26 protein-coding genes are annotated in these 25,656 nt (G+C 45.1%); 21 read left to right on the top strand and 5 right to left on the bottom strand.

The window, feature by feature from the left end; translation table 11 throughout:
* Positions 1 to 4 precede the first annotated feature (4 nt).
* From kdpA to MHH63_RS21460, 4 genes are all read left to right on the top strand, one after another.
* Positions 5 to 1,681, top strand: a complete 1,677-nt coding sequence (gene kdpA, locus MHH63_RS21475; protein WP_076141854.1) for a potassium-transporting ATPase subunit KdpA — start codon at positions 5 to 7, stop codon at positions 1,679 to 1,681.
* Positions 1,682 to 1,697: 16 nt separating this feature from the next.
* Positions 1,698 to 3,731, top strand: a complete 2,034-nt coding sequence (gene kdpB / locus MHH63_RS21470) for a potassium-transporting ATPase subunit KdpB (protein WP_341172093.1) — start codon at positions 1,698 to 1,700, stop codon at positions 3,729 to 3,731.
* A gap of 76 nt (positions 3,732 to 3,807) precedes the next feature.
* Positions 3,808 to 4,395 carry a potassium-transporting ATPase subunit KdpC gene (gene kdpC, locus MHH63_RS21465; RefSeq protein WP_405169576.1) on the top strand — a complete coding sequence of 196 codons (588 nt, stop codon included), beginning with the start codon at positions 3,808 to 3,810 and terminating at the stop codon, positions 4,393 to 4,395.
* Between the two features lie 104 nt (positions 4,396 to 4,499).
* On the top strand, positions 4,500 to 6,824 hold the full coding sequence (locus MHH63_RS21460) for a histidine kinase (RefSeq protein ID WP_076220122.1): 2,325 nt from the start codon (positions 4,500 to 4,502) through the stop codon (positions 6,822 to 6,824).
* 99 nt (positions 6,825 to 6,923) lie between these two features.
* Here the strand turns inward: MHH63_RS21460 and MHH63_RS21455 are convergent, their stop codons facing one another.
* Both MHH63_RS21455 and ytxJ read right to left on the bottom strand, forming a co-directional pair.
* Positions 6,924 to 7,163, bottom strand: a complete 240-nt coding sequence (locus MHH63_RS21455; protein ID WP_076124465.1) for a glutaredoxin family protein — start codon at positions 7,161 to 7,163, stop codon at positions 6,924 to 6,926.
* Entirely contained in the window at positions 7,160 to 7,486 is a 327-nt protein-coding gene (gene ytxJ / locus MHH63_RS21450) for a bacillithiol system redox-active protein YtxJ (protein ID WP_076185173.1), read from the bottom strand. Before ytxJ ends, MHH63_RS21455 begins: the two co-directional genes overlap by 4 nt.
* 228 nt (positions 7,487 to 7,714) lie before the next feature.
* Here ytxJ and MHH63_RS21445 point away from each other — a divergent pair, with 228 nt between their 5' ends.
* From MHH63_RS21445 to MHH63_RS21415, 7 genes are all read left to right on the top strand, one after another.
* A complete protein-coding gene (locus tag MHH63_RS21445) occupies positions 7,715 to 8,437 on the top strand; it encodes an SDR family NAD(P)-dependent oxidoreductase (protein WP_076185172.1) in 723 nt (240 codons plus the stop codon).
* Positions 8,438 to 8,485: 48 nt separating this feature from the next.
* The gene (locus MHH63_RS21440) at positions 8,486 to 9,121 is read left to right on the top strand and encodes a ThuA domain-containing protein (protein WP_341172092.1); all 636 of its coding nucleotides are present in this window, start codon (positions 8,486 to 8,488) and stop codon (positions 9,119 to 9,121) included.
* 145 nt (positions 9,122 to 9,266) lie between these two features.
* On the top strand, positions 9,267 to 9,659 hold the full coding sequence (locus MHH63_RS21435; protein ID WP_076185170.1) for a MerR family transcriptional regulator: 393 nt from the start codon (positions 9,267 to 9,269) through the stop codon (positions 9,657 to 9,659).
* A 37-nt stretch (positions 9,660 to 9,696) separates the two neighbouring features.
* A complete protein-coding gene (locus tag MHH63_RS21430) occupies positions 9,697 to 10,023 on the top strand; it encodes a thioredoxin family protein (protein ID WP_076124458.1) in 327 nt (108 codons plus the stop codon).
* A gap of 111 nt (positions 10,024 to 10,134) precedes the next feature.
* Positions 10,135 to 11,883: a spore germination protein gene (locus tag MHH63_RS21425; protein ID WP_341172091.1), complete on the top strand. Its 1,749-nt coding sequence runs from the start codon at positions 10,135 to 10,137 to the stop codon at positions 11,881 to 11,883.
* Positions 11,884 to 11,910: 27 nt separating this feature from the next.
* Positions 11,911 to 13,002, top strand: a complete 1,092-nt coding sequence (locus MHH63_RS21420; RefSeq protein ID WP_076279642.1) for a GerAB/ArcD/ProY family transporter — start codon at positions 11,911 to 11,913, stop codon at positions 13,000 to 13,002.
* Positions 12,999 to 14,210, top strand: coding sequence for a Ger(x)C family spore germination protein (locus MHH63_RS21415; RefSeq protein WP_076279643.1), 1,212 nt, complete (start codon positions 12,999 to 13,001; stop codon positions 14,208 to 14,210). Before MHH63_RS21420 ends, MHH63_RS21415 begins: the two co-directional genes overlap by 4 nt.
* A 28-nt stretch (positions 14,211 to 14,238) precedes the next feature.
* Here MHH63_RS21415 and MHH63_RS21410 read toward each other — a convergent pair whose 3' ends face one another.
* Positions 14,239 to 15,126 (bottom strand): CHAD domain-containing protein, encoded by an 888-nt coding sequence (locus tag MHH63_RS21410; protein ID WP_341172090.1) that lies wholly within the window; start codon positions 15,124 to 15,126, stop codon positions 14,239 to 14,241.
* A gap of 287 nt (positions 15,127 to 15,413) precedes the next feature.
* Here MHH63_RS21410 and MHH63_RS21405 point away from each other — a divergent pair, with 287 nt between their 5' ends.
* A complete protein-coding gene (locus MHH63_RS21405; RefSeq protein ID WP_341172089.1) occupies positions 15,414 to 16,259 on the top strand; it encodes a lipoate--protein ligase family protein in 846 nt (281 codons plus the stop codon).
* A 102-nt stretch (positions 16,260 to 16,361) separates the two neighbouring features.
* Here the strand turns inward: MHH63_RS21405 and MHH63_RS21400 are convergent, their stop codons facing one another.
* Positions 16,362 to 17,237, bottom strand: a complete 876-nt coding sequence (locus MHH63_RS21400) for a carbon-nitrogen family hydrolase (protein ID WP_370510691.1) — start codon at positions 17,235 to 17,237, stop codon at positions 16,362 to 16,364.
* Positions 17,238 to 17,305: 68 nt separating this feature from the next.
* Between MHH63_RS21400 and MHH63_RS21395 the strand changes: the two genes are divergently transcribed.
* From MHH63_RS21395 to MHH63_RS21360, 8 genes are all read left to right on the top strand, one after another.
* The gene (locus MHH63_RS21395; RefSeq protein WP_076304354.1) at positions 17,306 to 17,734 is read left to right on the top strand and encodes a MarR family winged helix-turn-helix transcriptional regulator; all 429 of its coding nucleotides are present in this window, start codon (positions 17,306 to 17,308) and stop codon (positions 17,732 to 17,734) included.
* Positions 17,735 to 17,767: 33 nt separating this feature from the next.
* A complete protein-coding gene (locus MHH63_RS21390) occupies positions 17,768 to 18,403 on the top strand; it encodes a nitroreductase family protein (RefSeq protein ID WP_076223389.1) in 636 nt (211 codons plus the stop codon).
* Between the two features lie 56 nt (positions 18,404 to 18,459).
* Entirely contained in the window at positions 18,460 to 18,753 is a 294-nt protein-coding gene (locus MHH63_RS21385; protein ID WP_036676736.1) for a putative quinol monooxygenase, read from the top strand.
* A 175-nt stretch (positions 18,754 to 18,928) separates the two neighbouring features.
* Positions 18,929 to 20,497, top strand: a complete 1,569-nt coding sequence (locus MHH63_RS21380) for a phospholipase D-like domain-containing protein (RefSeq protein ID WP_339281626.1) — start codon at positions 18,929 to 18,931, stop codon at positions 20,495 to 20,497.
* Between the two features lie 62 nt (positions 20,498 to 20,559).
* A complete protein-coding gene (locus tag MHH63_RS21375) occupies positions 20,560 to 20,937 on the top strand; it encodes a hypothetical protein (protein ID WP_076279647.1) in 378 nt (125 codons plus the stop codon).
* A 74-nt stretch (positions 20,938 to 21,011) separates the two neighbouring features.
* The gene (locus MHH63_RS21370; RefSeq protein WP_036676741.1) at positions 21,012 to 21,338 is read left to right on the top strand and encodes an ArsR/SmtB family transcription factor; all 327 of its coding nucleotides are present in this window, start codon (positions 21,012 to 21,014) and stop codon (positions 21,336 to 21,338) included.
* Positions 21,339 to 21,445: 107 nt separating this feature from the next.
* Complete coding sequence (locus MHH63_RS21365) at positions 21,446 to 23,209, top strand: SulP family inorganic anion transporter (RefSeq protein ID WP_076279648.1); 1,764 nt, start codon at positions 21,446 to 21,448, stop codon at positions 23,207 to 23,209.
* Between the two features lie 150 nt (positions 23,210 to 23,359).
* Complete coding sequence (locus MHH63_RS21360) at positions 23,360 to 24,055, top strand: DUF1361 domain-containing protein (RefSeq protein WP_038568569.1); 696 nt, start codon at positions 23,360 to 23,362, stop codon at positions 24,053 to 24,055.
* On the opposite strand, the gene MHH63_RS21355 is transcribed toward MHH63_RS21360, so the two are convergent.
* A complete protein-coding gene (locus MHH63_RS21355; protein ID WP_036676747.1) occupies positions 24,052 to 24,369 on the bottom strand; it encodes an MGMT family protein in 318 nt (105 codons plus the stop codon). The two genes, MHH63_RS21360 and MHH63_RS21355, sit on opposite strands and share 4 nt — an antisense overlap.
* Before the next feature lie 215 nt (positions 24,370 to 24,584).
* Between MHH63_RS21355 and MHH63_RS21350 the strand changes: the two genes are divergently transcribed.
* Entirely contained in the window at positions 24,585 to 25,637 is a 1,053-nt protein-coding gene (locus tag MHH63_RS21350) for a LacI family DNA-binding transcriptional regulator (RefSeq protein ID WP_076193723.1), read from the top strand.
* Positions 25,638 to 25,656: the final 19 nt, after the last annotated feature.

Below are 25,656 nucleotides of genomic sequence, written 5' to 3'. Positions count from 1 at the left end.
ATTCATGGGCATTTTGCAAATAGTCGTCGTAATTGTAATTCTCATCTTGCTGGTCAAGCCGATGGGAACGTATTTATATCATGTATTTTCTAACGAACCGAATCGTACGGATCGCTGGTTTGCAGGCACAGAGAAAGGTATTTATAAGCTGATCGGCCTGAAAAAACGGGACGGAATGTCCTGGAAGAAGTATGCACTCAGCTTTGTTTTAACTAATATCGTACTGGTTGCTTTCAGTTATATTTTTCTAAGATTACAGCGGGGATTGCCGCTGAACCCGAATGGAATTGCCGATATGGAACAGACGCTTTCATTCAATACGGTGATCAGCTTTATGACCAATACGAACCTGCAGCATTATAGCGGGGAGACGGGACTATCGTATTTTTCACAAATGGCAGTCATCACGATGATGATGTTCACGTCTGCAGCGAGCGGATTTTCTGTTGCGGTTGCTTTTGTCAGAGGGATTACAGGACAGAAATCAGTCGGGAACTTTTTCGAGGACTTCGTAAAAGCACATATTCGTGTATTCATTCCATTAGCTCTGCTAGTTTCATTGGTGCTGGTAGGATTGCATGTGCCACAAACGCTCAAGCCATCGCTTGAGGTCACTACACTCGAAGGGCAGACGCAACAAATCGCTATCGGTCCAGTCGCTTCTTTGGAATCAATTAAACACTTAGGTACGAATGGTGGCGGCTTCTTCGGAGCCAATTCAGCGCATCCTTTTGAGAACCCTAATCCACTTACGAACGTTCTGGAGATTCTCTCTATGTGGATGCTGCCAGCCTCTTTGCCATATATGTACGGATTGTTTGCTAAGAACAAACGTCAGGGCTGGGTGATTTTCACAGCAATGATGACCTTGTTCGTATTACTGCTGGGATTGAATTATTATGCGGAAACCAAAGGCAATCCAGCTATCAATGCGCTGGGGATCGAGTCTTCGCAAGGCAGCATGGAAGGTAAAGAGGTGCGTTTTGGTATCCCGCAATCTTCGCTGTTCACTTCGGTAACAACGGCAGCTACGACAGGTAGTGTTAACAATATGCATGATACGCTGACACCGCTGGGTGGCATTACCCCTCTGGCCCTAATGATGCTCAACAACGTCTTCGGGGGAAAAGGTGTCGGACTAATCAATATGCTGATGTATGCCATCATGGGCGTCTTCTTATGTGGACTAATGGTCGGCAGAACACCAGAGTTTCTCGGGCGAAAGATAGAAGCCAAGGAGATGAAGCTGATTGCGATTGCTATCCTTGTGCATCCGTTCATTATCCTTGTACCAACAGCAGGTGCGTTCTTAACGGACTTGGGCAACGGTTCCATCACGAATCCCGGATTCCATGGACTTAGCCAAGTGTTATATGAATATGTCTCTTCTGCCGCGAACAATGGTTCAGGATTTGAAGGGCTTGCGGACAACACCACCTTTTGGAATGTTACAACCGGGATCGTAATGCTGCTTGGCCGTTATGTCTCTATAATCGCGATGCTGGCAGTAGCAGGCTCACTGATCCAGAAGAAGCCAGTTCCTGAGACGATTGGCACATTCCGCACAGACAATGGTCTGTTTACCGGAATTCTGATTGGTACCGTTGTAATTATCGGGGCTCTGACGTTTCTGCCGGTCATTGTGCTCGGCCCGATTGCAGAATATTTGACCTTACGGTAGGAAGAGGGAGAACAAGATGAGTACTGTAAAAAGAAAAAAGCTGCTGACGGGACCCATACTCCTAAGCGCTGTAAAGGATAGCTTTATTAAGCTTAACCCGGTGACGTTAATCAAAAATCCGGTCATGTTCGTAGTCGAAATCGGTACGATTATTGTATTGCTTATGGTACTGGCCCCCGGATATTTTAATGCAGAGAAATCGGTAGGCTTCAATATCACAGTGTTGTTCATTCTGCTATTCACAGTGCTGTTTGCCAACTTCGCTGAAGCGCTGGCTGAAGGCCGCGGGAAAGCCCAGGCGGATTCACTCAAGAAAACGAAACAGGATATCACAGCTAACAAACTCGTTGGAGGGTCTGTGAAGACCGTTTCTTCTTCCGAGCTTCGTAAAGGAGATATTGTCATCGTCAGTCAGGGAGAACTTATCCCTGGCGATGGTGAAGTAATTGAAGGGCTGGCCTCCGTAGATGAATCTGCAATTACAGGTGAATCTGCACCTGTTATTAAGGAAGCCGGCGGAGATTTTGGCTCAGTCACAGGCGGCACCCGGGTAGTCAGTGATGAGATTAAAGTCAAAATTACCAGTGATCCCGGTGAGTCATTCCTGGATCGGATGATCTCCCTCGTTGAAGGGGCGAAACGTCAAAAGACACCCAATGAAATTGCACTAAATACACTCTTGATCAGTCTGACGTTGATTTTCCTGATTGTAGTAGTGACCTTGCGGCCAATTGCTACTTATCTGGGCGTTGATCTAGATATTCCTGTTATGATCGCCTTGCTGGTCTGTCTGATCCCGACCACAATCGGGGGCCTACTCTCCGCTATCGGGATAGCAGGGATGGACCGCGTCACACAGTTTAATGTCCTTGCTATGTCAGGGAAGGCCGTTGAAGCTGCCGGCGACATTAATACAATGATTCTAGATAAGACCGGTACGATTACTTTCGGAAACCGGATGGCGAGTGATTTTGTGCCAGTTGGAGATGAAACGGAAGCTGAGCTTACGGCTTGGGCAGCTATTAGTTCGCTAAAGGATGAGACTCCGGAAGGACGTTCTGTTATTGAGCTAGCTAAGAAGCTGGAACGTAGCTATGACAGCAAACTTGCTGAAGGCGGAGAGTTCGTAGAGTTTAAGGCTGAGACCCGGATGAGTGGTATAGATCTGCGTGATGGACGATCTATTCGTAAAGGGGCAGTCGATTCCGTGAAGAAATGGGTACAGTCGAAGGGCGGAGTCATTCCCGCGAACCTCGACAGTAATTCCGATGCTATCGCTCGGATGGGGGGGACCCCGCTTGCTGTTGCGGTAGACAACCGGATTTATGGACTTATTTACTTAAAGGATACAGTTAAGCCAGGCATGAAAGAGCGGTTTGATGAGCTGCGAAAAATGGGAATCAAAACTATCATGTGTACAGGGGACAATCCGCTGACCGCAGCTACTATTGCCCGTGAAGCAGGGGTAGATGATTTTATTGCAGAGAGTACACCTGAGGATAAAATAGCAGTTATCCGCCGCGAGCAGAACGAAGGCAAGCTGGTGGCAATGACTGGTGATGGTACGAATGACGCACCTGCCCTTGCCCAAGCTGATGTGGGCTTAGCGATGAACAGCGGGACTACAGCCGCTAAGGAAGCAGCAAACATGGTTGATCTGGACTCCGATCCCTCGAAGATCATTGAGGTTGTAGCTATTGGTAAACAGCTACTGATGACGCGGGGCGCGTTGACAACGTTCAGTATTGCGAATGATATCGCTAAATACTTCGCAATTATTCCGGCAATGTTCATGCTCGCTATTCCTGAAATGGAAGCCCTGAATGTCATGGGATTGGGTTCACCTAGCTCGGCAATTATATCTGCATTAATATTTAATGCGATTATTATTCCGCTGCTGATCCCATTGGCTATGAAAGGTGTCTCGTATAAAGCGATGAGTTCTACGAAGCTGCTGGGACGTAATATTTTTATCTATGGTTTAGGTGGAGTAGTCGTTCCTTTTGCGGGCATCAAACTTATTGATTTGCTCGTAAGTGTATGGATATAACAACGGATTGACTAATCATTGAAAGGGTGAAAGCATCGTGAATAACAGAAAATCGATTGCGGACGCTGAAGAACAGTTGTCATCATCGAAGGGTGCTAATTTCTTTATTATATTACGGCTATGTCTAGTGTTTGTTGTTCTTTGCGGAGTGATTTATCCTCTGACTACTACAGCGATTGCTCAAGTTCTGATGCCATCGCAAGCAAACGGCAGTCAGCTGAAGAATGACGCTGGAGTAGTTGTGGGCTCAGAACTCATCGGGCAAAGCTTTACGGACCCGGCATTATTCCATGGCCGTGTATCCAGCATTGATTATAAAGCGGAAGCTTCAGGCTCCAATAACTACGGCCCATCCAACCTGGATATGCTGCAGCGGACGAAGGATTCCATTACACAGTGGCAGCTGGATAATCCGGATGTGCCTGTAAACAAGCTGCCGGTTGATTTAGTAACCAACTCAGGTTCAGGTCTTGATCCGCATATCACTCCTGCGTCAGCAATCGTGCAGATTCCCCGGATCAGTAATTTGACCGGGATTCCAGCTACGCAGCTGGAAGAGCTAGTGAATAAGCAGACCGAAGGTCGCGATCTAGGGCTGTTTGGTGAAAAGCGGATAAATGTTCTGAAGCTGAACATGGAGCTGCAGAAATTAACGAACAAATAAATATAGCTAATATCCCTGCCCGATTGTTCAAACTGGGTCAGGGATATCTTGCTTTCTGGCATAGAAGAGTGAATGGATGAACGGGTTATTAAGGAGTGGTCTTGATGGGAACATATCGGAGGAAGACGCCGGAGGAACTGCTGCTCTCTATTTATGAGCTGCATCGTGGACGCCTGAAGATCTATATAGGTCCGGTCAGTGGATCAGGCAAGACCTATCAGATGCTGCGTGAGGGTCAGGCGCTGAAAGCACAGGGCATCGATGTTGTAATCTGTGCGGTTTCAACCAACCAGAGTCCAGAAACAAGGGATCAGCTGGGTGACTTGGAACGGATTCCAAGTATTCATTGGTTTCAGAAGGAGATCGAGAAGAAGGATCTGGACGTGGAGGCCATTGTGGCACGTAATCCAGAGGTTGTACTGACCGATGGATTGGCTCATCATAATCGCGAGGGTGCGGAGAGATCAACTAGGCTGGAGGATATCAAATATTTATTGGGCTGTGGAATTAGTGTCATCACAACTGTAAACGTATACGAGCTGGAGGGCGCAGCAGATCTAGCGCGGAAGTGGACGGGGATTGAGGTGGAATATTCCTTGCCCGCGGAAGTGCTCACCCTTGCAGATGATATCGTTCTAATTGATGTGACTCCGGAAAAGATACTTCAACGTTTGTCCGAAGGACATTTGGGCAAGAAGCAGCGGACTTCGCTTTTTAACAAAGGGAATCTAAGCAAGCTGCGGGAGCTGGCGCTGAGAATGGTTGCGGAGGATGTTAATGGTTCGCTGGAGAAGCATCGGGAGGAGCAAGGATTGCTGGGGGCTTCGGGGATTGCCGAAAAAGTGTTGGTGTCTGCACAGTATTATTGGAATGGCTCGATTCATATCCGCCGTGGGCAGCAAATCGCTAAACGGTTAAACGGAGATCTGGCGGTGGTATCCTTCTGGAAGCAGGGCCTGACGCCCTCTAAGGAAGCAGCAACCTTCAAGCGATCCCTATGGAAGCTGACTGAGAAGATTGGGGCCTCGATGGAGGAGATTTCTTTTCGCTCGAAGAGGGAGATTCCGGGACTTCTAGTGAAATACGCTATCCAGCATAATATTACCCGTATCGTTATGGGTCACTCTAAGCAAACGGCGTGGCAGGAGCTGTGGAAGGGTTCGATTGCTAACTCATTGTTAAAGCAAATCCGCGGAGTAGATGTGTTTTTCGTGGCTGATCGTGCTGAGCGTGAGGGAGAACGTGTTCTTCCTACCCGGCAGAGCCGAAATGAGCGGAAAGCTGATGCTTATCACAGATTAAGCACTCAGGAAGTAAAGGATAAAATCGATGCGATTCGTGGGGGCACATTTAAAGTGTACATTGGTGCTGCTCCCGGGGTGGGCAAGACTTATAAGATGCTGCGAGAAGGAAATGATCTCTTAAAGAGAGGGATCGATGTTGTTATTGGACTACTAGAAACGCATGGACGTAAAGAAACGCTTGAACAGATCGGTGAGCTGGAGATCCTTCCGCGACTGAGCATTGACTATCGGGGGACTGTCCTTGAGGAAATGGATACGGCAGCTATTATTAAGCGTAATCCGGAGGTCGTACTGGTAGATGAACTGGCACATACCAATATGCCGGGCAGCAAGCATAAGAAGCGGTATATGGATGTTATGGAGTTATTGGATGCGGGGATCTCTGTAATCTCCACAGTGAATGTTCAGCATTTAGAAAGCTTGAATGATGCGGTAGAACAAATTACCGGAGTTAGAGTTAGAGAGACTTTCCCAGACAGCATTCTGCAACGGGCCGACGAAGTTGAACTTATCGATGTATCCCCCAAAACACTGCAAGAGCGGATGAAGGATGGAAAAATATATGCGATGACCAAAGTGGATCAGGCGCTGGGTGCTTTTTTCAAAATCGGCAATCTAATCGCCCTCCGTGAACTGGCGCTGCGGGAAATTGCTGATGATGTGGATGAACGTCTGGAGGCCTGGGAACGTGTCGGGTCGCTGCGGGGACCTTGGCGGCGGCAGGAAGTGATCTATGTGTGCATCACCTTAGGAGATCATGCGGAACGTCTGATTCGGCGCGGTTTTAGGATTGCCTATCGTCTAAAAGCTTGCTGGTATGTTACGTACGTACAGGAATATAAGCAGAGCGGGCCTTCTTACGATAAACGAATTAATGATTTGAAAGAATTGACGGAACGACTGGGTGGAACGTTTAAGATGATTCCTAACGTGCTCCCGGCACGAGTGTCTTCCTTGCTGCTTGAAAGGTCTCAAGCCTTACAGAGCACACAGATTATTATCGGCCAGTCCCAACGCTCATGGGTGCGCAAATGGCTACGCGGGGATGTCACTAAACAGATTTTGCGTTCGGCCAGAAATGTAGATGTACTGGTCGTGGCAAATCTTATGCGTGAGGAACCCTAAGCTTTAGAACAATGAAAAAAAGGGATTCCTTGCCGAGTGGCTGCTGGAATCCCCTTTTTTGTAAGCATATATCAAGTGCTAAATAATTAAACGAATGAATTACTGAGCAGCTTCGAGAAGTGCTTTCAGCTCGGGAAGATTGAATCCTTTGGTGGCGTGATCCCCTGCTACAGTAACAGGAACACCCATGAAACCAAGCTTTTCGACTTCCTCTTGATAGACGGTGCTAGTCATAACATCTCTTACTTCAAAAGGGATACCTTGCTCCGTAAGATATTGTTTGACCAGATTACAGTCGCTGCAGCCTGCTGTTGAATAAACAATTACTTGCTGGCTCATTGGTTCACAGCCTCTTTGATAGCATCTCTTGTGATCTTCCAGTGGGAAGTGTTCCAGCGAACCTCATTATCCTCAAGCAGGAAGAGCTGTGGAGATTCATGCTTAATCCCGAAATCCTCGGCAATTTGATTGGAAACTGGACGATCCTCGATGACTAGAACCACTGCTGCTGCAGTATCCGCATCCTTTAGATAAGCCTGGAATTCTTCATTAGCTTTGGCGCTAATCGGGCAGGTAGTGCTGTGTTTGAACAGCAGCTTCTTGCCAGGTTTAGCCACATACTGCTCAAGATCTTCCAATGAATGAAGTTGTTGAATAGACATAGATATCACCCTCCTGGGATCGTTATTTTACTAACCATTGTGTTGTTAACAACCTGTAATCATGATTGTAACATATATTAAATTTAAAACAAAAAGGATTCTGGAGCAGCTAATCCAAGGATGACCAAACCCTCATTTTAGCGCGTTGAAAAAAAGGGGATGGCATGCTAAGGTGAAAGGAAGACAACTTGCTTCAATAATTCTTACTAGGTAGGAGTGTTGATAAGAATGAACAGAGTCGCATGTGTGACTGGAGCTGATCGGGGTCTTGGATTGTCTCTTGTACACTCTCTTTTAGAGAAACAGTTCTCAGTATTTGCTGGACAATACATGAGAGACGCAGATGAATTGAAAGCGCTTAAAGAGGAGTATCCGGAACAGTTGGAACTTATTCCACTCGATATTGGTAGTAAGGATAGTGTAAAGCAGGCAGCAAGGGCTATCGCCAGCAGAACGGGGCATGTTGATATTCTTATTAATAATGCCGGAATTATTCATTCCGCAGATGATGCTACGATGCTGGTGGATATGGATGATGACGGCATGGCAGAGATTTATAATGTGAATACGCTAGGCGCGTTGAGAGTCAGCAATGCACTTATGGGACTTTTATTGCAAAGTAAGGATAAATTGATTGTTAATATTTCTTCGGAAGCGGGCAGCATTGGCAGAAATAAACGTATTAATATGTACGGCTACTGCATGTCTAAGGCGGCTCTCAATATGCAATCCTCCCTGATGCACAATCATCTAAAGACGCTTGGGGGTCAAGTGATGGTGTTTCACCCCGGCTGGATGAAGACTTATATGCATGGCGAAAAAAATGAGCAAGCGGATATTTCACCTGATGTGTCCGCAGACCAGATTATAAGTCAGGTTATGGAGTATAAAAAGCATCTAGGGGATGAGCCGGCCTATCTTGATGTGGATGGAAATACATGGCCTTGGTAGATGGTCTTCCTGTAATCAAAAAAGTACACGAAGAAAGGCGATGATAGGATGTCTACACTAAAAGCACTGGCACTCGGAAGTTATTCGGAGGTTAAATATCACCCATTTGCGGGAGTAGACTGGGAGATTGAGCAGATCCTTGCCAATGACCTGCAGGTATTCTCCTCGGAGGATTATGGGCTGCTTAATAAAGAAACATTATCTGATTACAAGCTGGTAATCTCCTATACCGAATTCTCTGATGATAAAATACCGGCGGAACAAAGCAGCGCATTGCTCTCCTATGTGGCTAACGGTGGCGGATTACTAGTGGTACATAACGGAATCTCCTTACAGCGTAATCAGGAGCTAGGCGCTATGCTGGGAGCGCATTTCACTCATCATCCAGAATTCACTTCGCTCCAGATGTCCATACCGGTACAGGAGCATCCCATTATGCAGGGAATCGAAGAATTTGTGATCGATGATGAGCCTTATTATTTTGAGCAGCATCCCTATTTCGAAACAACTGTGCTTATGGAATATCCTCATGATGGGGCAATGAGACAGGCGGCTTGGTGCCATGAATTTGGTCTAGGCCGGGTTGTTTATTTAATGCCTGGTCATCATTTGCCGTCATTTTCCGTAGAGCCCTTTCGCCAGATGATTCTTAGAGGTGGACTTTGGGCGGCAGGATTATTGTAGGATATAAGCGGATATACCTGTTGTAACATAAAACACGAGTCCAACTGCGGGTTAGCTGCGGTTGGATTTTTTTTGTTGACTCTAACATTGGTGTCAGGGTTTATACTGGTGTAGAACAATTCTCATGAACCCCGGGGAGAATGCTATGAAAATAGGTGAACTTGCTAAACTGACGGGCGTAAGCGTCCGTTCACTTCGTTACTATGAGAGTCAAGGATTAATCTCGCCGATCCGTCAGGCCAACGGATATCGGGAGTATTCTTCACTTGCTGTAGAGACGGTAGAAACGATTAAACTATATTTGAACCTGGGTCTGTCGACAGAGCAGATCGCGGGCTTTCTACATTGTGTCTTGAAGAACAAAGAAGCTTTCTGCGCAGAAGTGATGCCACTATACCGCAGTAAATTGGAAGATATTGAACGTCAGCTTGTAGAGCTGAATCAGATCAAGAGGAATTTGGAAGAACGAATGGCATCTATTCTGCAGGAGCAGGATGAGAGCAAGTTGGGAACGTGTCCACTGGAGAACTTGGAATAGTACTGCTGGTGTTGAAAAATATGAGGAGGAATGGCAAATGTCTATTATAAATGCCGATAGTGCGGATTGGGTGCGGTCAGAAATACGTGGTGGAGGAACGGTACTGGTGGATTATGGTGCGCCATGGTGCCCCCCTTGTAAGGTGCTGCTGCCTGTTCTGGAAGATCTTCACCAGGAATATGGAGACGATGTTTCTATTGTTAAGGTGAATTGTGATGAACTGCCGGATTTGGCTGGAGAAGCGGGTGTTATGGGGATGCCTACAGTCATTGTATATAAAGAGGGGCAGCCCGTGGAAAAGCTGGTCGGTCTGCGTCCGAAAGCAGCCTACCAAGGCATACTGAACAAGGTTCTTCAAGCATAAGGCGATAATTTTAAAGATGAAATTAGGGAGACTCCATATTGTGGGGTCTTTTTTGCGTGCATGATTTACCCATCTTCGGTAAAAAATACGAACACAGCTATAAAGGAGGTGATGAGGGTGTGGAATATTATTCTAGAGATAATTCCTAAATGGAGTGTGATTTTCCAAGCTATTATGATCTTTTTCGTTCCGTTTATTCTAATCCGGATAATGAGTTGGGCTAATGTAAAGGAAGATACGATAAGTACTAGAGCAAAAAAAGCTGCCGGCAGCATAGGTGGTGGGGTTCCTTACGGAGAAGCATCTCTAGGTTCTAGCAATACGAAAAAGGTTACTAAGGCGGACGATTCCGTTGGAATCAGTGAAGAATCTCCTACAGAAGCAAGCTATAGCGGTCAATTTCGGGAGGATTTGCAAAGATTTAAAGAGATGAGCACAGATATGCATGATGTGAGTTTTCGGGAGTTGCGTATCGGAGGTATAAAGCTGCAAGCGGCCCTTATATTTGTAGATGGACTGACAGATAAAGATAAAATGGATCGGAATATTCTGAAGCCTTTAATGGATGCCTATAAGGTTTTTAAAGATCCCCATACGATACCGGAAGCCAAGGATCTAAAAGATATTCTCATTCATGAGATCGTGCTTATTTCGGAAGTTGAGTTTACGGATAATGTGAAGCTCTCCCTTCAAAAGGTATTGTTCGGCTCTGTAGTGCTGTTAGTAGAAGGGATACCGGAGGCTATTGTGCTCAGCACCCCGAAGGGGAACACAAGAGGGATAGAGGAGCCTGAATCAGAAGCTGTCTTGCGGGGATCTCGAAGCGGGTTTAATGAGACGTTAAGTGATAACACGGCATTACTGCGCCGACATGGGCAGAGCACAGAGCTAGCCATGATTTCTTTTACTGTAGGAAAGAGGATGAAGAAGGATCTGGTTCTAACTTATATCAAAGATATCGCGAATGATGAACTTGTCGAAGAAGTTAAACGAAGAATTAGGACGATTGATATAGATGATGTGCAAGAATCTGGTTATGTGGAGCAATTAATCGAAGATAATAGCTTCACTCCATTCCAGCAGATTCAGAATACGGAAAGACCTGACCGCGTAATGGCAGCGTTATTGGAAGGGAGAGTAGCTATCCTGCTGGATGGCACACCCTTTGCCTTGATCATGCCCGTGTCCTTCGGGATGCTGTTGCAATCCCCAGAGGATTATTACGATCGGTGGATGGTGGGGTCGTTGGTGCGCTTACTGCGTTTTCTCGCCGCATTGATATCAATGTTTGCACCGGCACTATATATTTCCTTCCTCTCCTTTCAGCCGGGATTGATTCCGACAAAGTTGGCCATTTCAATCATCAGCTCCCGCCAAGGTGTACCTTTTTCGGTATTAATCGAAGCTTTGATTATGGAGACCTCAATCGAAATATTACGGGAGGCTGGACTCCGGCTACCTAAACCTATCGGTCCCGCGATGGGGATTGTTGGCGGTCTAATCATCGGCCAAGCCGCAGTAGAAGCGGGAATTGTGAGTCCAATTCTAGTCATCGTTGTTTCAGTTACAGCAATCTCCTCCTTCACCATCCCTATGTATAGTGCGGGAATGACGCTGCGTATGCTCCGTTTTATAGCGATGTTTTCTGCAGCAGTCTTTGGATTATATGGAGTTGTGTTATTTTTCCTTTTCCTGAGTGCCCATTTAATCAAGCTAAAAAGCTTCGGCATGCCTTATCTTGGCATGTTTATACCGTATAAGATTAAGGATTGGAAAGATTTTATATTCCGTATGCCACTGCAATTTCTAACAGGCCGCCCTACGCTGTTGAAGCCGAAGGACCCCCGACGCAAAGGGTGAGAGATCGAAGTAAAGGAGGAAGCGAATATGAGTACCGAGGTGAAGGACCGAATTACTGCTGTTCAAGCGACGATCGTACTAGCCAATTATACTATAGCGGCAGGGATACTTACACTTCCTCGGACGATTGCAGAGGCTAGTGAAACTCCAGACGTGTGGATCTCCGTTTTTTTAGGGGGAGTAATTACCTTTTTAACAGGTTTAATTATAGTGAAACTTAGCCAACGGTTTCCAGGTCAAACTATTTTTCAATTTAGCGGGAAAATCATTGGCAAGCCACTTGGAGTGATGCTCTCTATATTAGTGATTGTTTATTTTCTGTGTATAGCCAGTTTTGAAGCACGTTCCGTACAGGAAGTGACCTCTTTTTTTCTGTTGGAGGGAACCCCTCCTTGGGCTATTGTTGCTGTGTTTATTTGGATAGCCTTCTATTTATGCAGAGGAGGACTTAATGCTATCACTAGCATGTGTAGGTTGATTGTTCCGATTACTTGGACAGTTTTTGTTGGAGTATGCTTGCTTAGTATTGAAGTTTTCGATATCGATAATTTGCGGCCTTTCCTTGGAGATGGTTTAGGACCGGTATGGAAGGGCATCAGGCCAACCATTCTGACTTTTACTGCTGGTGAAGCGATGCTGTTCGTTGTTGCTTTTATGGATAAGCCACAAAAAGCAGTAAAGGTAATTATTGCTGGATCATGTATATCAACGTTCTTTTATCTTTTAGCTGTTGTAATGACTATTGGTGCGTTTTCTATAGATGGAGTGGTCACAAGAACTTGGCCATTTCTTGATCTAGTGAGAAGCTTTGAGGTGAATTATCTTATTTTTGAGAGGTTTGAATCGTTGCTACTGGTAATTTGGATTATGCAAATTTTCTGCACCTTCTGCATCACTATTTATGCTGCTGCTTTGGGAGTTTCTCAAATATTTCATAAACGATTTAATAGCTGCTTATTGGCTATACTTCCATTAGCCTATGTAGTTTCCAGAATGCCACCAAATGTGAATGCTCTATTTGCATTAGGGACAGTCGTAGGTAATTGGATGATCGTTTTATTTGGATTAATTCCATTGCCGCTGTTGATCATCGCACATTTCCGGAGGACTGCTTCATGAAAAAATGGAGAGTGTCGATTACATTTCTTATATTATGTACTTTGTTGACTGGCTGCTGGAGCAGCACACCTGTTGAGGAGTTAAGTATGGAGATTGGTGTTGCCCTGGACAGTGCGGAGGAGACAGGGGATGAGGAGGCAACCCAGCAAGGAGGCGGGGGAAATCCTATGCCTGCCCAAATAATGAGTACCTACCAGTTTACGATTCCTCAAGGCTCAGGAGGGTCAGGTATGAAGTCTGGGGCTTCCCCATCCTCAACCAGAAATTACTATAACATGAGTGAAGTAAGTGATTCGATGTTTGAAGCATTACGGGCACTTTCACTGCGTACTAGACGTACTCCAATCGGACATCACCTTAAGGTCATTGTGATCGGTGAGAAGCTTGCACGCTCCACCAAGTTTTCTGAGTTAATTGATTTCTTTAGCAGGGATAACGATATCCGTCCTAGTGTTCTACTATATGTCAGCAAGGGAAAAGCCAAAGATGTATTGGAAAATGCGCTGCCGGGCCAAACCCCTTCATTTGTATTAGAGGGGATTTTTGTGAATAGAAGTCGGAGCACGAGGATATGGGAGCCGGTTTCAATAGCTAAAGTAGCGGGTCCTTTGCATGGTAAAAGAAGTTTCATGTTGCAGAATGTAATTTCTTTAGAAAAAGAGAAGGAGACAAAGCTGGATGGAGCAGGCGTAATTAAAGGGAAAACGGGAAAGCTCGTTGGTTTTTTAGATGCATCGGAGCTGGAAGGAATGGTCTGGCTGACTGGAAAGGGAGAGGGGGGTGCTCTCAAAGCATACGACCCGTCTAACAATAAGCTCATTACCTATGAAATCAAATCCCTGGGTAGCAAGTATAAGGCCAATGTGAAGGATGGGAAGATCTCCTTTCATGTGAAAATAGAATCTACGGGGAGATATGGTGAGGCTTTTGCCAAGAGTGCAAAAAAGTTACATGACGGAATTGTAAAGGAGGATAAAGCAGTGCTGGAGAAGCATGTCTTAGACATGCTTCAGGTCACTGTGAAAAAAATGCAGAAGGAGCTGCATACAGAGGTTGCAGGTTTCGGCAACGCTTTGCGTATTCAACATCCAGCCGTATGGCGGAGCGTAGAGGATAACTGGGATGAAACCTTTAGCGAGATTCCGATTACCTATGAAGTGAAACTGAATATTGAAGAGTATGGTGCATCAGATACAACGGCTGAATAGAAAGGACCATTTGCAATGTTGTATGGAGCTACTTCGTTTGTGTCTGGATAGGAATGACATCATTATGATGCAGTGCATCGAGCACTTCATCCTTTAATTGCGACGTGAAGGCATTCCATGCTTTTTTACCGATGTCCAGCTCTTCACGTCCAATAGCATTCAGTGTTTCCAGCCATAGACGTTTGTCGTTAATCAGCCCAAGTTGATCTTGAATCTCCTTATAGATCTCCTCATGCGCATGAAATTTCTGATTTAACGCAAAATCGGCCGCACTCGCGGTATAACGCAGTTCCTTAGCAGCGATTCTTAGCTGGTGCAAAGCGTCGAAGGCGTCTTTAGATTCGGCATTGTCTTCATGGAAAATAGCTTTACAGGTTTTTTTCTTCTGCTCATAAGCGATCTCAAGCTCACGCATAACAACGTTAACATTCTTTTTGGCGGCTAGGGCTTCAAGCTGCTCGCTTAGGAAGGTCTTCCACTTTTCCTCGAGGTCTTCATTGATTAGTTCAGGCAGCTCCTTAGCGAGCTTCTTGCGGTAAGTTTTGCGCTTGTCCTTTTGGTAAGCAATCACTGCCTTTAACAGGTCTGCAGTTTTGGAATCTCCGTTCTCCTTCGCTTGCTTGCACTTGTTCTTGAAAGATTCTATTAGAACATCTGCATCTCTCACTTTACCTAATCTCTTTTGCGCTTTTTTGAAAATAGGGTACAGGCCTGAAGTGTGCCGCGGATCAAGAATGGATAATAGACTTAGCAGCTTACGGCAGTTCACTCTTGCCTGGTGGATATCTTCATCCGCGAATTTATTTAATGCGTCATGGCTGTAATCCCAAAAGTTGATATAAAGGTGGTTAAGGGCTTGTTCCCATTGCTTTGTTTTGGTTAGCTGTCGTTCTTTGGTCAGCTTGTCTCCTGTCATGCAGCATCACTCCTTAACGTTTGGGATAGCATGAATTTAGGTCTTCCCCTATTATGCTCTGGGGCAAGTCCATTTACTATAAGAATAGCGTTATCATAACCTCATTTCAATTCTCTACTCACAGCATGGAGACAGATCGGTTACAATATTACTATCATTATTTATACGGATAGGCTTGGATCCTTAGCTGGTAGAGAATAGCAGGTCTCGTGGCTCATATTCGGGAAAGAGGGGCTTTGGTGGATACTCGTGAGTATGATTCAATATTTAGTAAACTTCCTTCAGAAATGGGGCTCTTTCAACATCTGAGTGCAAGGGATGAGAGCAAAGGTACAGAAGCAGGGAGCTTAGAGGATATGCTGGTCCCGTTCGCTTTTGAGGAAACCTTATGCCGGGATGTTGGAGCGGGACTTATACCTCCTAGCTTACATCTGTGGAGTCATTCTGGTGGTGTGGCACTTGGACTTCGGGACAGTAAGCTACCGTGTGCAGCTCAGGCGATGCTTACGCTTGAGGCGCAAGGGATTAGAACGGCGGTTAGGCATTCCGGCGGGGCTGCGGTGCCTCTGGATGCAGGGATCATTAATGTTTCTCTAGTTCTGCCCAAAGGACGTGGAAAGCTGGACTTTCATGATGACTTTAAGCTCTTGGCTGCTTTGATCACGGAAGCGGTTGCTATAAGTCATCCACAGGCTGCGGCGCAAATTGAGGCTGGTGAGATTGTTGGTTCTTACTGCCCGGGTGATTTCGATCTGGCCATTGGTGGCCGGAAGTTTTGTGGTATTGCTCAGCGTAGGCAGAACAATGCCTATTTTGTACATGCATTTGTTGTAGTTTCTGGCTCGGGACAAGAACGCGGTGAACAAATTCGTAATTTCTATGCGCAAGCCTCCGGAGGAGACTCCTCACTATCATATCCACGGGTTCGTCCAGAGACGATTGCTGGACTGGGTGAACTTGGTGGACCTGAAGTGGCGAAAGTGTTTGTGGAGGGGATTATTCAGGCTTTAATTCGTCGTGGAGTCTCTCTTAGAGCATCCCGCATTTTGCAGCAAGAGACAGGATACAGCTTGGACTATGATGATCCACGTGTGCTCGATGCAACGCGGGTGCTTCGCGAGCGGTATTCCTGAGATCTAAGCATGGGTTGGAGTCTGTTAAAAAAGGACGTAACGGAAAGCTGGCTAGAGCCAGCCTACGTAACGTCTTTTTTAATATTCAACAATCACGCTCTTTTAATTATACAACTCAGGACGTCTGTCCGAAAAAATCGGAATTTGTTTCCTAATCTCACGCACCTGATGTAAATCGATCTCTCCGGTTAGAATTTGTTCCTCTTCAGAAGCCTCACACACAATATCTCCCCAAGGATCAATAATCATTGAATGCCCAGCAAAGATATTGGCAGGATCGCTGCCTGCACGGTTGCAGGCTACAACATAACATTGATTCTCGATGGCCCGGCTGATCAATAGCGCCCGCCAGTGGGACACTCTGGACAGTGGCCATTCAGCACAGACGAACAGGATTTCCGCCCCTTGTGCAGTATGGGCGCGAACCCACTCCGGAAAACGAATATCATAACAGATTAGCCCTGCACATAACGTTTCGTCTAATATAAATAGTCCTTTGGCTTCTCCCGGCTGCAGATACAAATGTTCATCCATCAGCTGGAACAAATGCAGCTTGCTGTATTGTCCGACGAGCTCACCTGATCGATTAAATACATACATACGATTAGTTACACCAGTATCATTTCGGCTAGCGACAGAACCAGCGATGATATTGATGCTATATTGTTTAGCTAAGCTGGAGATGAATTCCTTGGTAATTTCTCCTTCCGGATCGCCAATATCTTCTAAGCGAGTTAGATCATAACCAGTGGTCCATAGCTCAGGGAGAATCAGACAATCGGGGGCAGCGACAGCGGCTTCATTTATTTTCTGGGCAACAGCAGCATAATTCATAGTGGGATTGCCAAATGCTATATCCAGCTGAATCAGGGATATTCTCATAGGTATCCTCCTCTTTTGTTCAAGCGTATAGCACCGGATGAGGATAAGCAATGTTGATTTTTTACAAATGATTTGATATATTAGTTGACGGGTCAATGATTATGCGTTAGTATAATTTCATACAAAACAATTGCATGCAATTAAATATAGAAAGGAGGTATATTTTGACGGAGTACTGTCCTGAGGAAGAACATATATTTGAACTGCTGCAGGCCTTAAACAAAGGAATCTCTCCAAAATTCGAACGTTGTGCAGGGATCAGTCCCACACGGCTTCGCCTCCTGCATGAACTGTTTCGGGTAGATGAAGTCAGCCAAATCAGTCTGCAAAAGGAAATGGATATTGATGCGGCAGCCGTCACACGTCATCTGAAGGGATTGGAAGAGAGTGGCATGATCGCTCGCCGCAATAACCCAGCCGATAACAGGGTCACATTGGTCTCATTAACCGATCAAGGTCGGGAAAGAATGGTTAAATATAGCGAAGAGAAAAGGCGGTTTATCGCTACTCTGCTAACAGGTTTTAACGATCAGGAGCGAGCAGTGCTCATTGATATGCTCAATCGTCTGCAATCTAATATCATTCTGTTGTAACTTACAAAACACACTCAAAGGAGAATTAATCATATGAACGCTACACAAACAAATGATTTTCAAGAAATTATTACAGGACGCCGCTCTATCCGCAAATATGATCCATCCGTTAAAATCAGCAAAGAAGAAATGACACAGATCCTTGCCGAAGCTACACTTGCTCCATCTTCAGTGAACATGCAGCCTTGGCGTTTTCTGGTCATTGAAAGTGACGAAGCTAAAGCTACCTTAGCGCCTCTCGCTCGTTTTAATAACGTACAAGTAGAGACTTCTGCGGCTATGATTGCCATCTTTGGTGATTTGAACAACTTCGATTACGCTGAAGAAATTTACGGTACGGCTGTTGAACGTGGACTTATGCCTGCTGAAGTAAAAGAAAATCAATTAACCAGATTATCCGCTCATTTCGCTAACCTGCCACGGGAAATTAACAGAGACACCGTGCTTATCGATGGCGCACTTGTTGCTATGCAGCTGATGCTGGTTGCTCGTGCACATGGTTACGATACAAACCCAATTGGTGGATTTGAAAAAGACCAAATCGCTGAAGCGTTTGGTATGGAAAAAGATCGTTATGTTCCTGTAATGCTGCTCTCCATTGGTAAAGCTGTTGATGCAGGTTACCCCTCTGTTCGTCTGCCTATCGATAAAGTTGCTGAGTGGAAATAATTATTAAAGTTAGTAAAACGCGCTACCATAAACACTAATCTTAGGAGGAATATACAATGATCATTATTCATGCTGTACTTAAAGTTAATCCAGAGCGTCGTGAACAGTTTTTGACGGAGTCTAAAGCATTACTGGCTGCTACTCATGCTGAAGAGGGTAACCTTTCTTATGAGCTATATGAGAATGCTGGAGAAGCCAACTCATTTATTATGATTGAGCAATGGCGTGATGCTGAAGCAGTATCCAGCCACAATACGAGCGCTCATTTCACTGCTTTCTCAGCTAAAGCTGGCGAATTCTTGGCTGCTCCTCTAGATGTTAAAGTATTTAGCGCAGAACAGGTAAAATAAGCTGTCTCCATTCTTAGCGAATTCTATTTAAACCTAAACAGGGATGATCCATAGCCATAAAGGCTGTGGGGCATCCCTATTTTGCATTTCACCCCGTTTATAAAAAGGAGATCTAGGGTATCTATCCTTACCTTGATTCAAAGGCATGCAATATAAACGATGGGGGACTTTACATATGAAGACACAGAGAAATATGATTGATTTCTTGAATTATTATCTATCCGGCGGATCGCTTGCCCGTATTATGGGTGTAGCAGGAGAAGAGGTGGAGCGTAAGCTTGAGGGGATAGACCTAGAGGCTGCCAGAGCCTATCGTCAGACGCTTGGCGGAGTCATTACGACAAGTCAGCAGCTATTCCAGCTTCCTGGATTTAGCCCAAGCTTACTGGAACAACTTACTGAAGTATTGGGCAGACTAGACTCAGGCAAGCTAAAGGTTCTGGCTCCGCAGACTACGTGGAATAATCAAGTAACACCTTACGTGAATGGTCCGGAGTGTCTAGGAATGATATTAGAGGAGATCAGAAAAGCGCAGCATTATATCCACCTGTCTGTCATGCTTTTTTTTAATGATCGCTCGGGCAATCTGGTTGCAGATGAACTGTTTTATGCTCTTAAGCGTGGCGTTAAGGTAAGGGTTATGGTCAATTACACATTGACGGCATTGGGGTACGGAAATAATCTGGAGTACGGCCAGTTCTCCAAGATTGCTGATCAGCTCGAGAATGCAGGCGCCAAGCTGTTGAATACCTTCAATTCGTATTATTCAGCTATTGAATGGCGGGTGAAACGAAAGGCGCTGGAGCAAGAGGGAGTGCCGGAAAGTATCCTGTTTCTGCAGGATAAAGTGCAAGAGGATGTTGAGGTCACAGGACTGAATGTCATCGATCATCGGAAGTTTATGGTCATAGATGGGGTAACCTCGATTATAGGCAGTGTAAATATTGGTGACCAATATACGTATGAGACCCCAGTGCAGGCATCCTCTGCAATGAGTATAGATGGACATCCACAGGGGATTCCTAGTAAAGAGGCTGAGTGGCATGATGGCTGCTTCCGGATTCGCGGCGCTGCAGCGCAGCCTTTGAATGCGATGTTCTATTCTCGCTGGCTGCTTCTAGGCGGAGATCATTTTGATGTGAATGATGTCTTTTATTATCCGGATGTGGATTATCATTTTGGTGAGGAAGAATGTACGCTGTTAGCAAGCTTTCCAGGTAACCCGGTTAACCTGATTCAACAATATTATCTGGATTTAATTACTTACGCGGCTGAAGAGACTATCATCGTGAATCCTTATTTGATTGATCAGGATTTTTGGGATCGGCTCGGGCTGCTTGGTCCAGAATGCTCGTGTAATTTGAACATTTGTAACCCGCTGGAGGTTAATGATCATCCTACAAATCGCGCGGCGGTAAGAGGCAATATGTATATGCCGTTTATTAACGGTGTTTCCTTCTATGACTACAGTGCCACCGGTCGATTTTCCCATTGGAAAATTACCTATGATCATAGATCACAAGCCGTTTTTCATGGTTCATATAATATCAACGAAAGAAGTGCCTGCCACGATTTTGAGCTGGGAATGCTGGTAAAAGGGGAGGCCTTTGCAGAGCAGATAAAGTCTATGATCGATTATGACCTGAGTGTCTCGCGGAAGATTACCAGTAAAAGTGAGTTCTTTAAGCATCCTTGGTTACACCCTAGTACTTATCTGAATAAGGCAACCCAGAATTATACTTGATAAATTGGGCTAATTCTCATGATATAATGATCGTTATAAATCATTAGGGTGGAGTATGGGCTATGCAAATCAAAATTACAAAAAGTGGTTTGAAAAAGGACGAGGTATTTTTTCTCACAGAATTTGGGGAGGGCCGGGGAATCTGGTGTGGTGCTCCTGTGAATCCAGGGGCAGAAATGGATGTGGAATTGGAGCTTTCGGAGCTGCTTATGAGGTGGGTGGATATCCATCCTGTGCCTGCAGGTGAGTTCAACATCAGGCTCGAACAGGATAGGGTTATTTTTACGGGCGTGTTGGAGAATATTGAAGAAGATGGCACAGGATTTTTACGAATAGGTGAAGGGTTAGTGATGTTCGAGTGTCTCGGTGAACCTATGGCACTGGGTGTGTTCGTAGAATTGCAGGTCCGTGATGTGCGAATCTATCCCTTCAGTATTTGACGCTTCTTAGGGACTAAGATAACATACAAAGATAACATTAGATTCAGAAAGTTAAGCATGAGGAGTAGAAAGCTATGAACACCGAAATTCAGCAATTTAAGACCGAATTCTTCAAGGCGCTGGCTCATCCGATGCGTATTCGTATTCTGGAGCTGCTTAGCGAAGGTGAGAAGAATGTGAATGAACTGCAGGCTATTCTCGGCTCGGAAGGTTCTGCTGTATCCCAGCAGCTAGCTGTTTTACGCGCCAAAAATGTAGTAACCAGTGTGAAAGAAGGCACCACAGTCATTTATGCCTTGCGTGATCCTCTGATCAAGGACCTTCTGGTCGTGGCCAAACAAATATTTGATAACCATCTCGTGAATACCATTTCATTGCTGGAAGGCATGCGCGGCGAGTGAAAATGGAATAGATTAACGTTATTTTGGCGTTGACAACAGTCGCGTCCTAGAGTAATGTTCTTCTTATATTCAAATAATCAGATATTTAAAGAAAAGAAGGTTTGAACATGACAGGGCGGGGTCGTTATAAAGGCTACAACATGAACGCTTTTCGCAAGGATTTGATATCAGGGACAATCGTCGGGGTTATTGCCATTCCTTTAGGGATGGCATTTGCTATTGCTTCTGGTGTAAAGCCGGAATATGGCATTTATACGACAATCGTTGCCGGCATATGTATTTCATTGTTCGGGGGATCGAAATTTCAGATTGGTGGACCGACAGGTGCATTTATTCCTATCTTGTTCGCCATTGGGATGCAGTATGGTTATGAGAACCTGCTGTTAGCGGGGATGATGGCGGGGGTTATTTTAGTCCTCATGGGATTGTTAAGGCTGGGTGTACTGATTAAATTTATTCCGAAGCCGGTCACGATTGGTTTCACAGCAGGAATAGCGGTTATTATCTTCACCGGACAGATTGCTAACTTCCTTGGGTTAAGGGATATTGAACGGCACGAGAGCTTTGTAGATAACATGAAAGAAATTGGACTTCATCTATCGACGATCAATGGATATAGTATCCTGACCGCCGCGATTTGTCTGGCCGTTGTTATCCTAGCGATTCGCTTTGCTCCGAAGGTGCCGGGTTCATTGGTCGGTCTTCTTTGTGCAACTGTCATAGCAGCGTTATTTTTTAGCGGTAAGGTGACTACGATTGGTTTGGCCTATGGGAATATCCCTAATACATTGCCAAGCTTCCGTTTTCCGACCATTACCTGGGAGCGGATTATACTGCTGATTCGTCCGGCCTTTATCATCGCGATGTTGGGTGCTATTGAATCCTTATTGTCAGCTGTCGTAGCTGATGGGATGACGGGCAGCCGCCATAACAGCAACCGTGAACTGATTGGTCAGGGAATCGCCAATATTGCAGCTCCATTGTTTGGAGGAATTCCAGCCACGGGTGCCATTGCCAGAACCGCCACAAATATCAAAAGCGGCGCAGTTTCTCCGATCTCAGGGATCGTTCATGGGGTAGTGGTATTCCTAATTCTTCTGTTGTTTGCACCCTATGCTTCTAGTATTCCGTTGGCAGCGATGGCTCCTATCTTGATGGTAGTAGCTTGGAATATGAGTGAGCGTAAACAATTTCTTCATTTGCTTAAAATCAAAACAGGTGATTCTTTGGTGTTATTCATCACCTTCTTGTTGACGATATTTGCAGATTTAACGCTGGCTGTAGAGGTGGGATTGATTCTTGCGGTGATTTTGTTTGTGAAACGGATGGGAGAGGTTCATCTGGTATCCAAAGTATTGCCTGATCCTAATTCCGTCAAGGTAGGAGCACATATGGTAACGGAGAGTCATGATTGTCCGCAGATTGGGATTTATACCGTGGAAGGGCCGCTGTTTTTTGGCGCTGCGTATAGATTTGATGACACCATGCCGGGTTATGGCTCCGATCAGCCGAAAATTATATTAATGCGGATGGGAAAAGTGCCATTCATGGATACTACGGGCGAATCCAATCTGGCGGAGCTGGTGCGGCATCTCCATGCTGTTGGAGGGAAACTGATGATCTCCGGTGTTCAGCCGCAGCCGCTTGAGCTACTTAAGAGAACCGGGCTATATGACAAAATAGGAGAGGCACAGTTCTATCATCATACCGGTGAAGCGATCAATGAAGCTCTTAGCAGTATTAATCACAATAAATGTATCGGATGCAGTCATGCGGCGTTTAGGGAGTGTACGGCATTATCCTGTCAGGAGGATGCAGGTGGACTACGAGGTCTGACAGGACGCAAGAAGCCAGCATTGCCTCTGAACTAATCAGCGGTACTTGAGCTTAATAAATAAAGTCGGCCTGGGCGCTATTCTTGCGTCTGGGCTTTTGTATTAAAATTGGACTTCGGAATTCTGAATTTGTACAATTAGGTATAAGTTTAATGTAATCAATATCGATAAGGAGAATATAAGCTCATGAAGGAATTGAATTATCCGAAGGTGTTTATGCTCTTGGCGGGATTGTCTGTCGCTACATTGGCGGTATATCGTGTAGTGTCACTTCAGACGGATTCGTTTTACGGTTTTTTAATTTGGAATTTGTTCTTAGCATGGATTCCGTTTTTATTCTCCATGGCTGCTTATGAGCTAGACAAAAGGAAGATAGGCGGTCTATTACTTCTTCCTTTGGGTGTCGCGTGGCTGCTGTTCTTTCCCAACGCGCCTTATCTCATGACTGACCTGGTGCATTTAACGGTAAGAAAAAGTAGATATATCGTGGAGGGAGCCATTCAGAATCGCTACTGGTATGACTTGGTCACTCTTTTATTGTTCACCTGGAGTGGATGGTTGACCGGTTTTTTCTCATTGTATCAGTTCCAGACGGTCATTTATCGTAAAAGCAACCTGCTGTGGTCATGGGTATTCGTGCTTGCGGCATGTATGCTCGGGGGATATGGTGTACTGCTTGGCCGAGTCTACAGACTCAATAGCTGGGACGTCCTGACGGACAGGCATCAGTTGTATCAACTTGTTCTGGATAGCCTGAATCTCCAGTCCGTATTTTTCAGCTTGTTCATTGCCTTTGTCCTGCTGGTCATTTACGCGACGATGTATTGTCTACTCAATGCTCTTGGCACCGGAGAAAGACGAAGAGTTACCAGAGGGTACTAATCGGTACACTCCGGCTCAAACTGGAATTGTTTCAGATCTACCACACCTTTTTCATTAAAACTAACTCCCTCTCCCTGTAGATAGAGCCTCTGGAGGGAGTTAGACTCATCCTCAGTTAGTGCGATCATTCCTTTAGCATTAATGACCCGATGCCAGGGCAGCTTATATTTTTTGCTCATGGAATGAAGGATGCGAACGACCTGCCTCGCTCCTCTTGGGCTGCCTGCCGCGCGGGCAACTCCTCCGTAAGTCATCACTTTACCTTCTGGTATAGACTGTATGATATGAATAACTCTCTCAGTAAATGGTGTCATAGCAAGCTCAAGCTCCTATATCTTATTTTTATCCAATGAACAACAGATAAATCAATTCTAAACGAAACGGGGGACGAACAGGAGGATTTTTTGAGAATAGCAAAAAAGGGGTTGCAAAGCAATAAATACGCGTGGTATATTTTAACTGTAAAAATAATCTAAACGTTTAACAACGTGATTAAAAGAGTTCCCATAATAAGATAGGAGAAGGTGTAATGAGGAAAACCAGCATTAAAGACATAGCCGCAAAGGCTAATGTTTCGATTGCTACAGTCTCCTATGTGCTTAATGGTACCCGCAATGTACGTTCCGATACAAGGGAACGAGTTGTTGCAGCCATTGAGGAGTTGAATTATAAGCCGAATGCTATTGCGAAGAGTCTCAAACTCAACCGTACGAATACAATAGGTGTTATTGCAGAAGATGTGACGGTATTTAACACCCCCGATATTATCGATGGAATTAATGATTTTGGAGATCGTAATGATTTGCATATTTTACTGGTGAATCTTCGTTTGGACAAGCGTATCGGCCGTAACTTCTCGAATACGGAAGACTATCGAAAGTATGCCGCTAATGCGGTTGCCGAACTGCTCAGTAATCAAGTGGATGGGATTATTTATATCGGTGTTCATCCCCGTGATTTAACGGGTTTAATCGATACGGAAGGTAAGCCTATTGTGTATACCTACTCTTACACACAGGACGATATCTCTATCCAGTATAATGATGAGCAAGCTGCTTACCAAGCCATGTCCTACTTGGTTAACCAAGGACATAGCAGAATTGCTGTAATCAGTGGTTTGATGGATTCAATCCCTTCCAGATTAAGACTGAACGGTTATTACAAGGCCGTTACTGAATATCAATTACCGTTCGATCCACTGTTAATTAAGATGGGAGACTGGGAGAGGGAATCAGGGTATCGTCTTACCTCCGAGTTGCTCGCTTTGCCGGAGCCTCCAACCGCGATTCTTTCCATGAATGATGTAATGGTTGTAGGTATTTTGCAGGCGGCAGAGGAAAAAGGGTTTAAAATACCGGATGATCTGTCGGTTGTCGGTTTTGATAATCGTGAATTCAGTGATTACTTACGCCCGCGTATAACAACAATGGGACTTCCGCTACATGAGATGGGCTATCAAGCTATTGAGGTTTTGTTCAATTTAATCAAGGGGACGAAGATGGATTCACTGACCATGCCGGAGTGCCGGTTGATCGAACGTGATTCTGTGGCTACGTTAAAAAATGCTGTGAGACAAAAATAAGTTTCACAGCTCCTTTTTC

It is taken from the genome of Paenibacillus sp. FSL H3-0310 (assembly GCF_038002785.1).
In the GTDB taxonomy this organism is placed as follows: Bacteria; Bacillota; Bacilli; order Paenibacillales; family Paenibacillaceae; genus Paenibacillus_AQ; species Paenibacillus_AQ odorifer.
The sequence above is the reverse complement of the archived record's forward strand: the minus strand, read 5'-3'. Positions and strand labels throughout refer to the sequence as shown.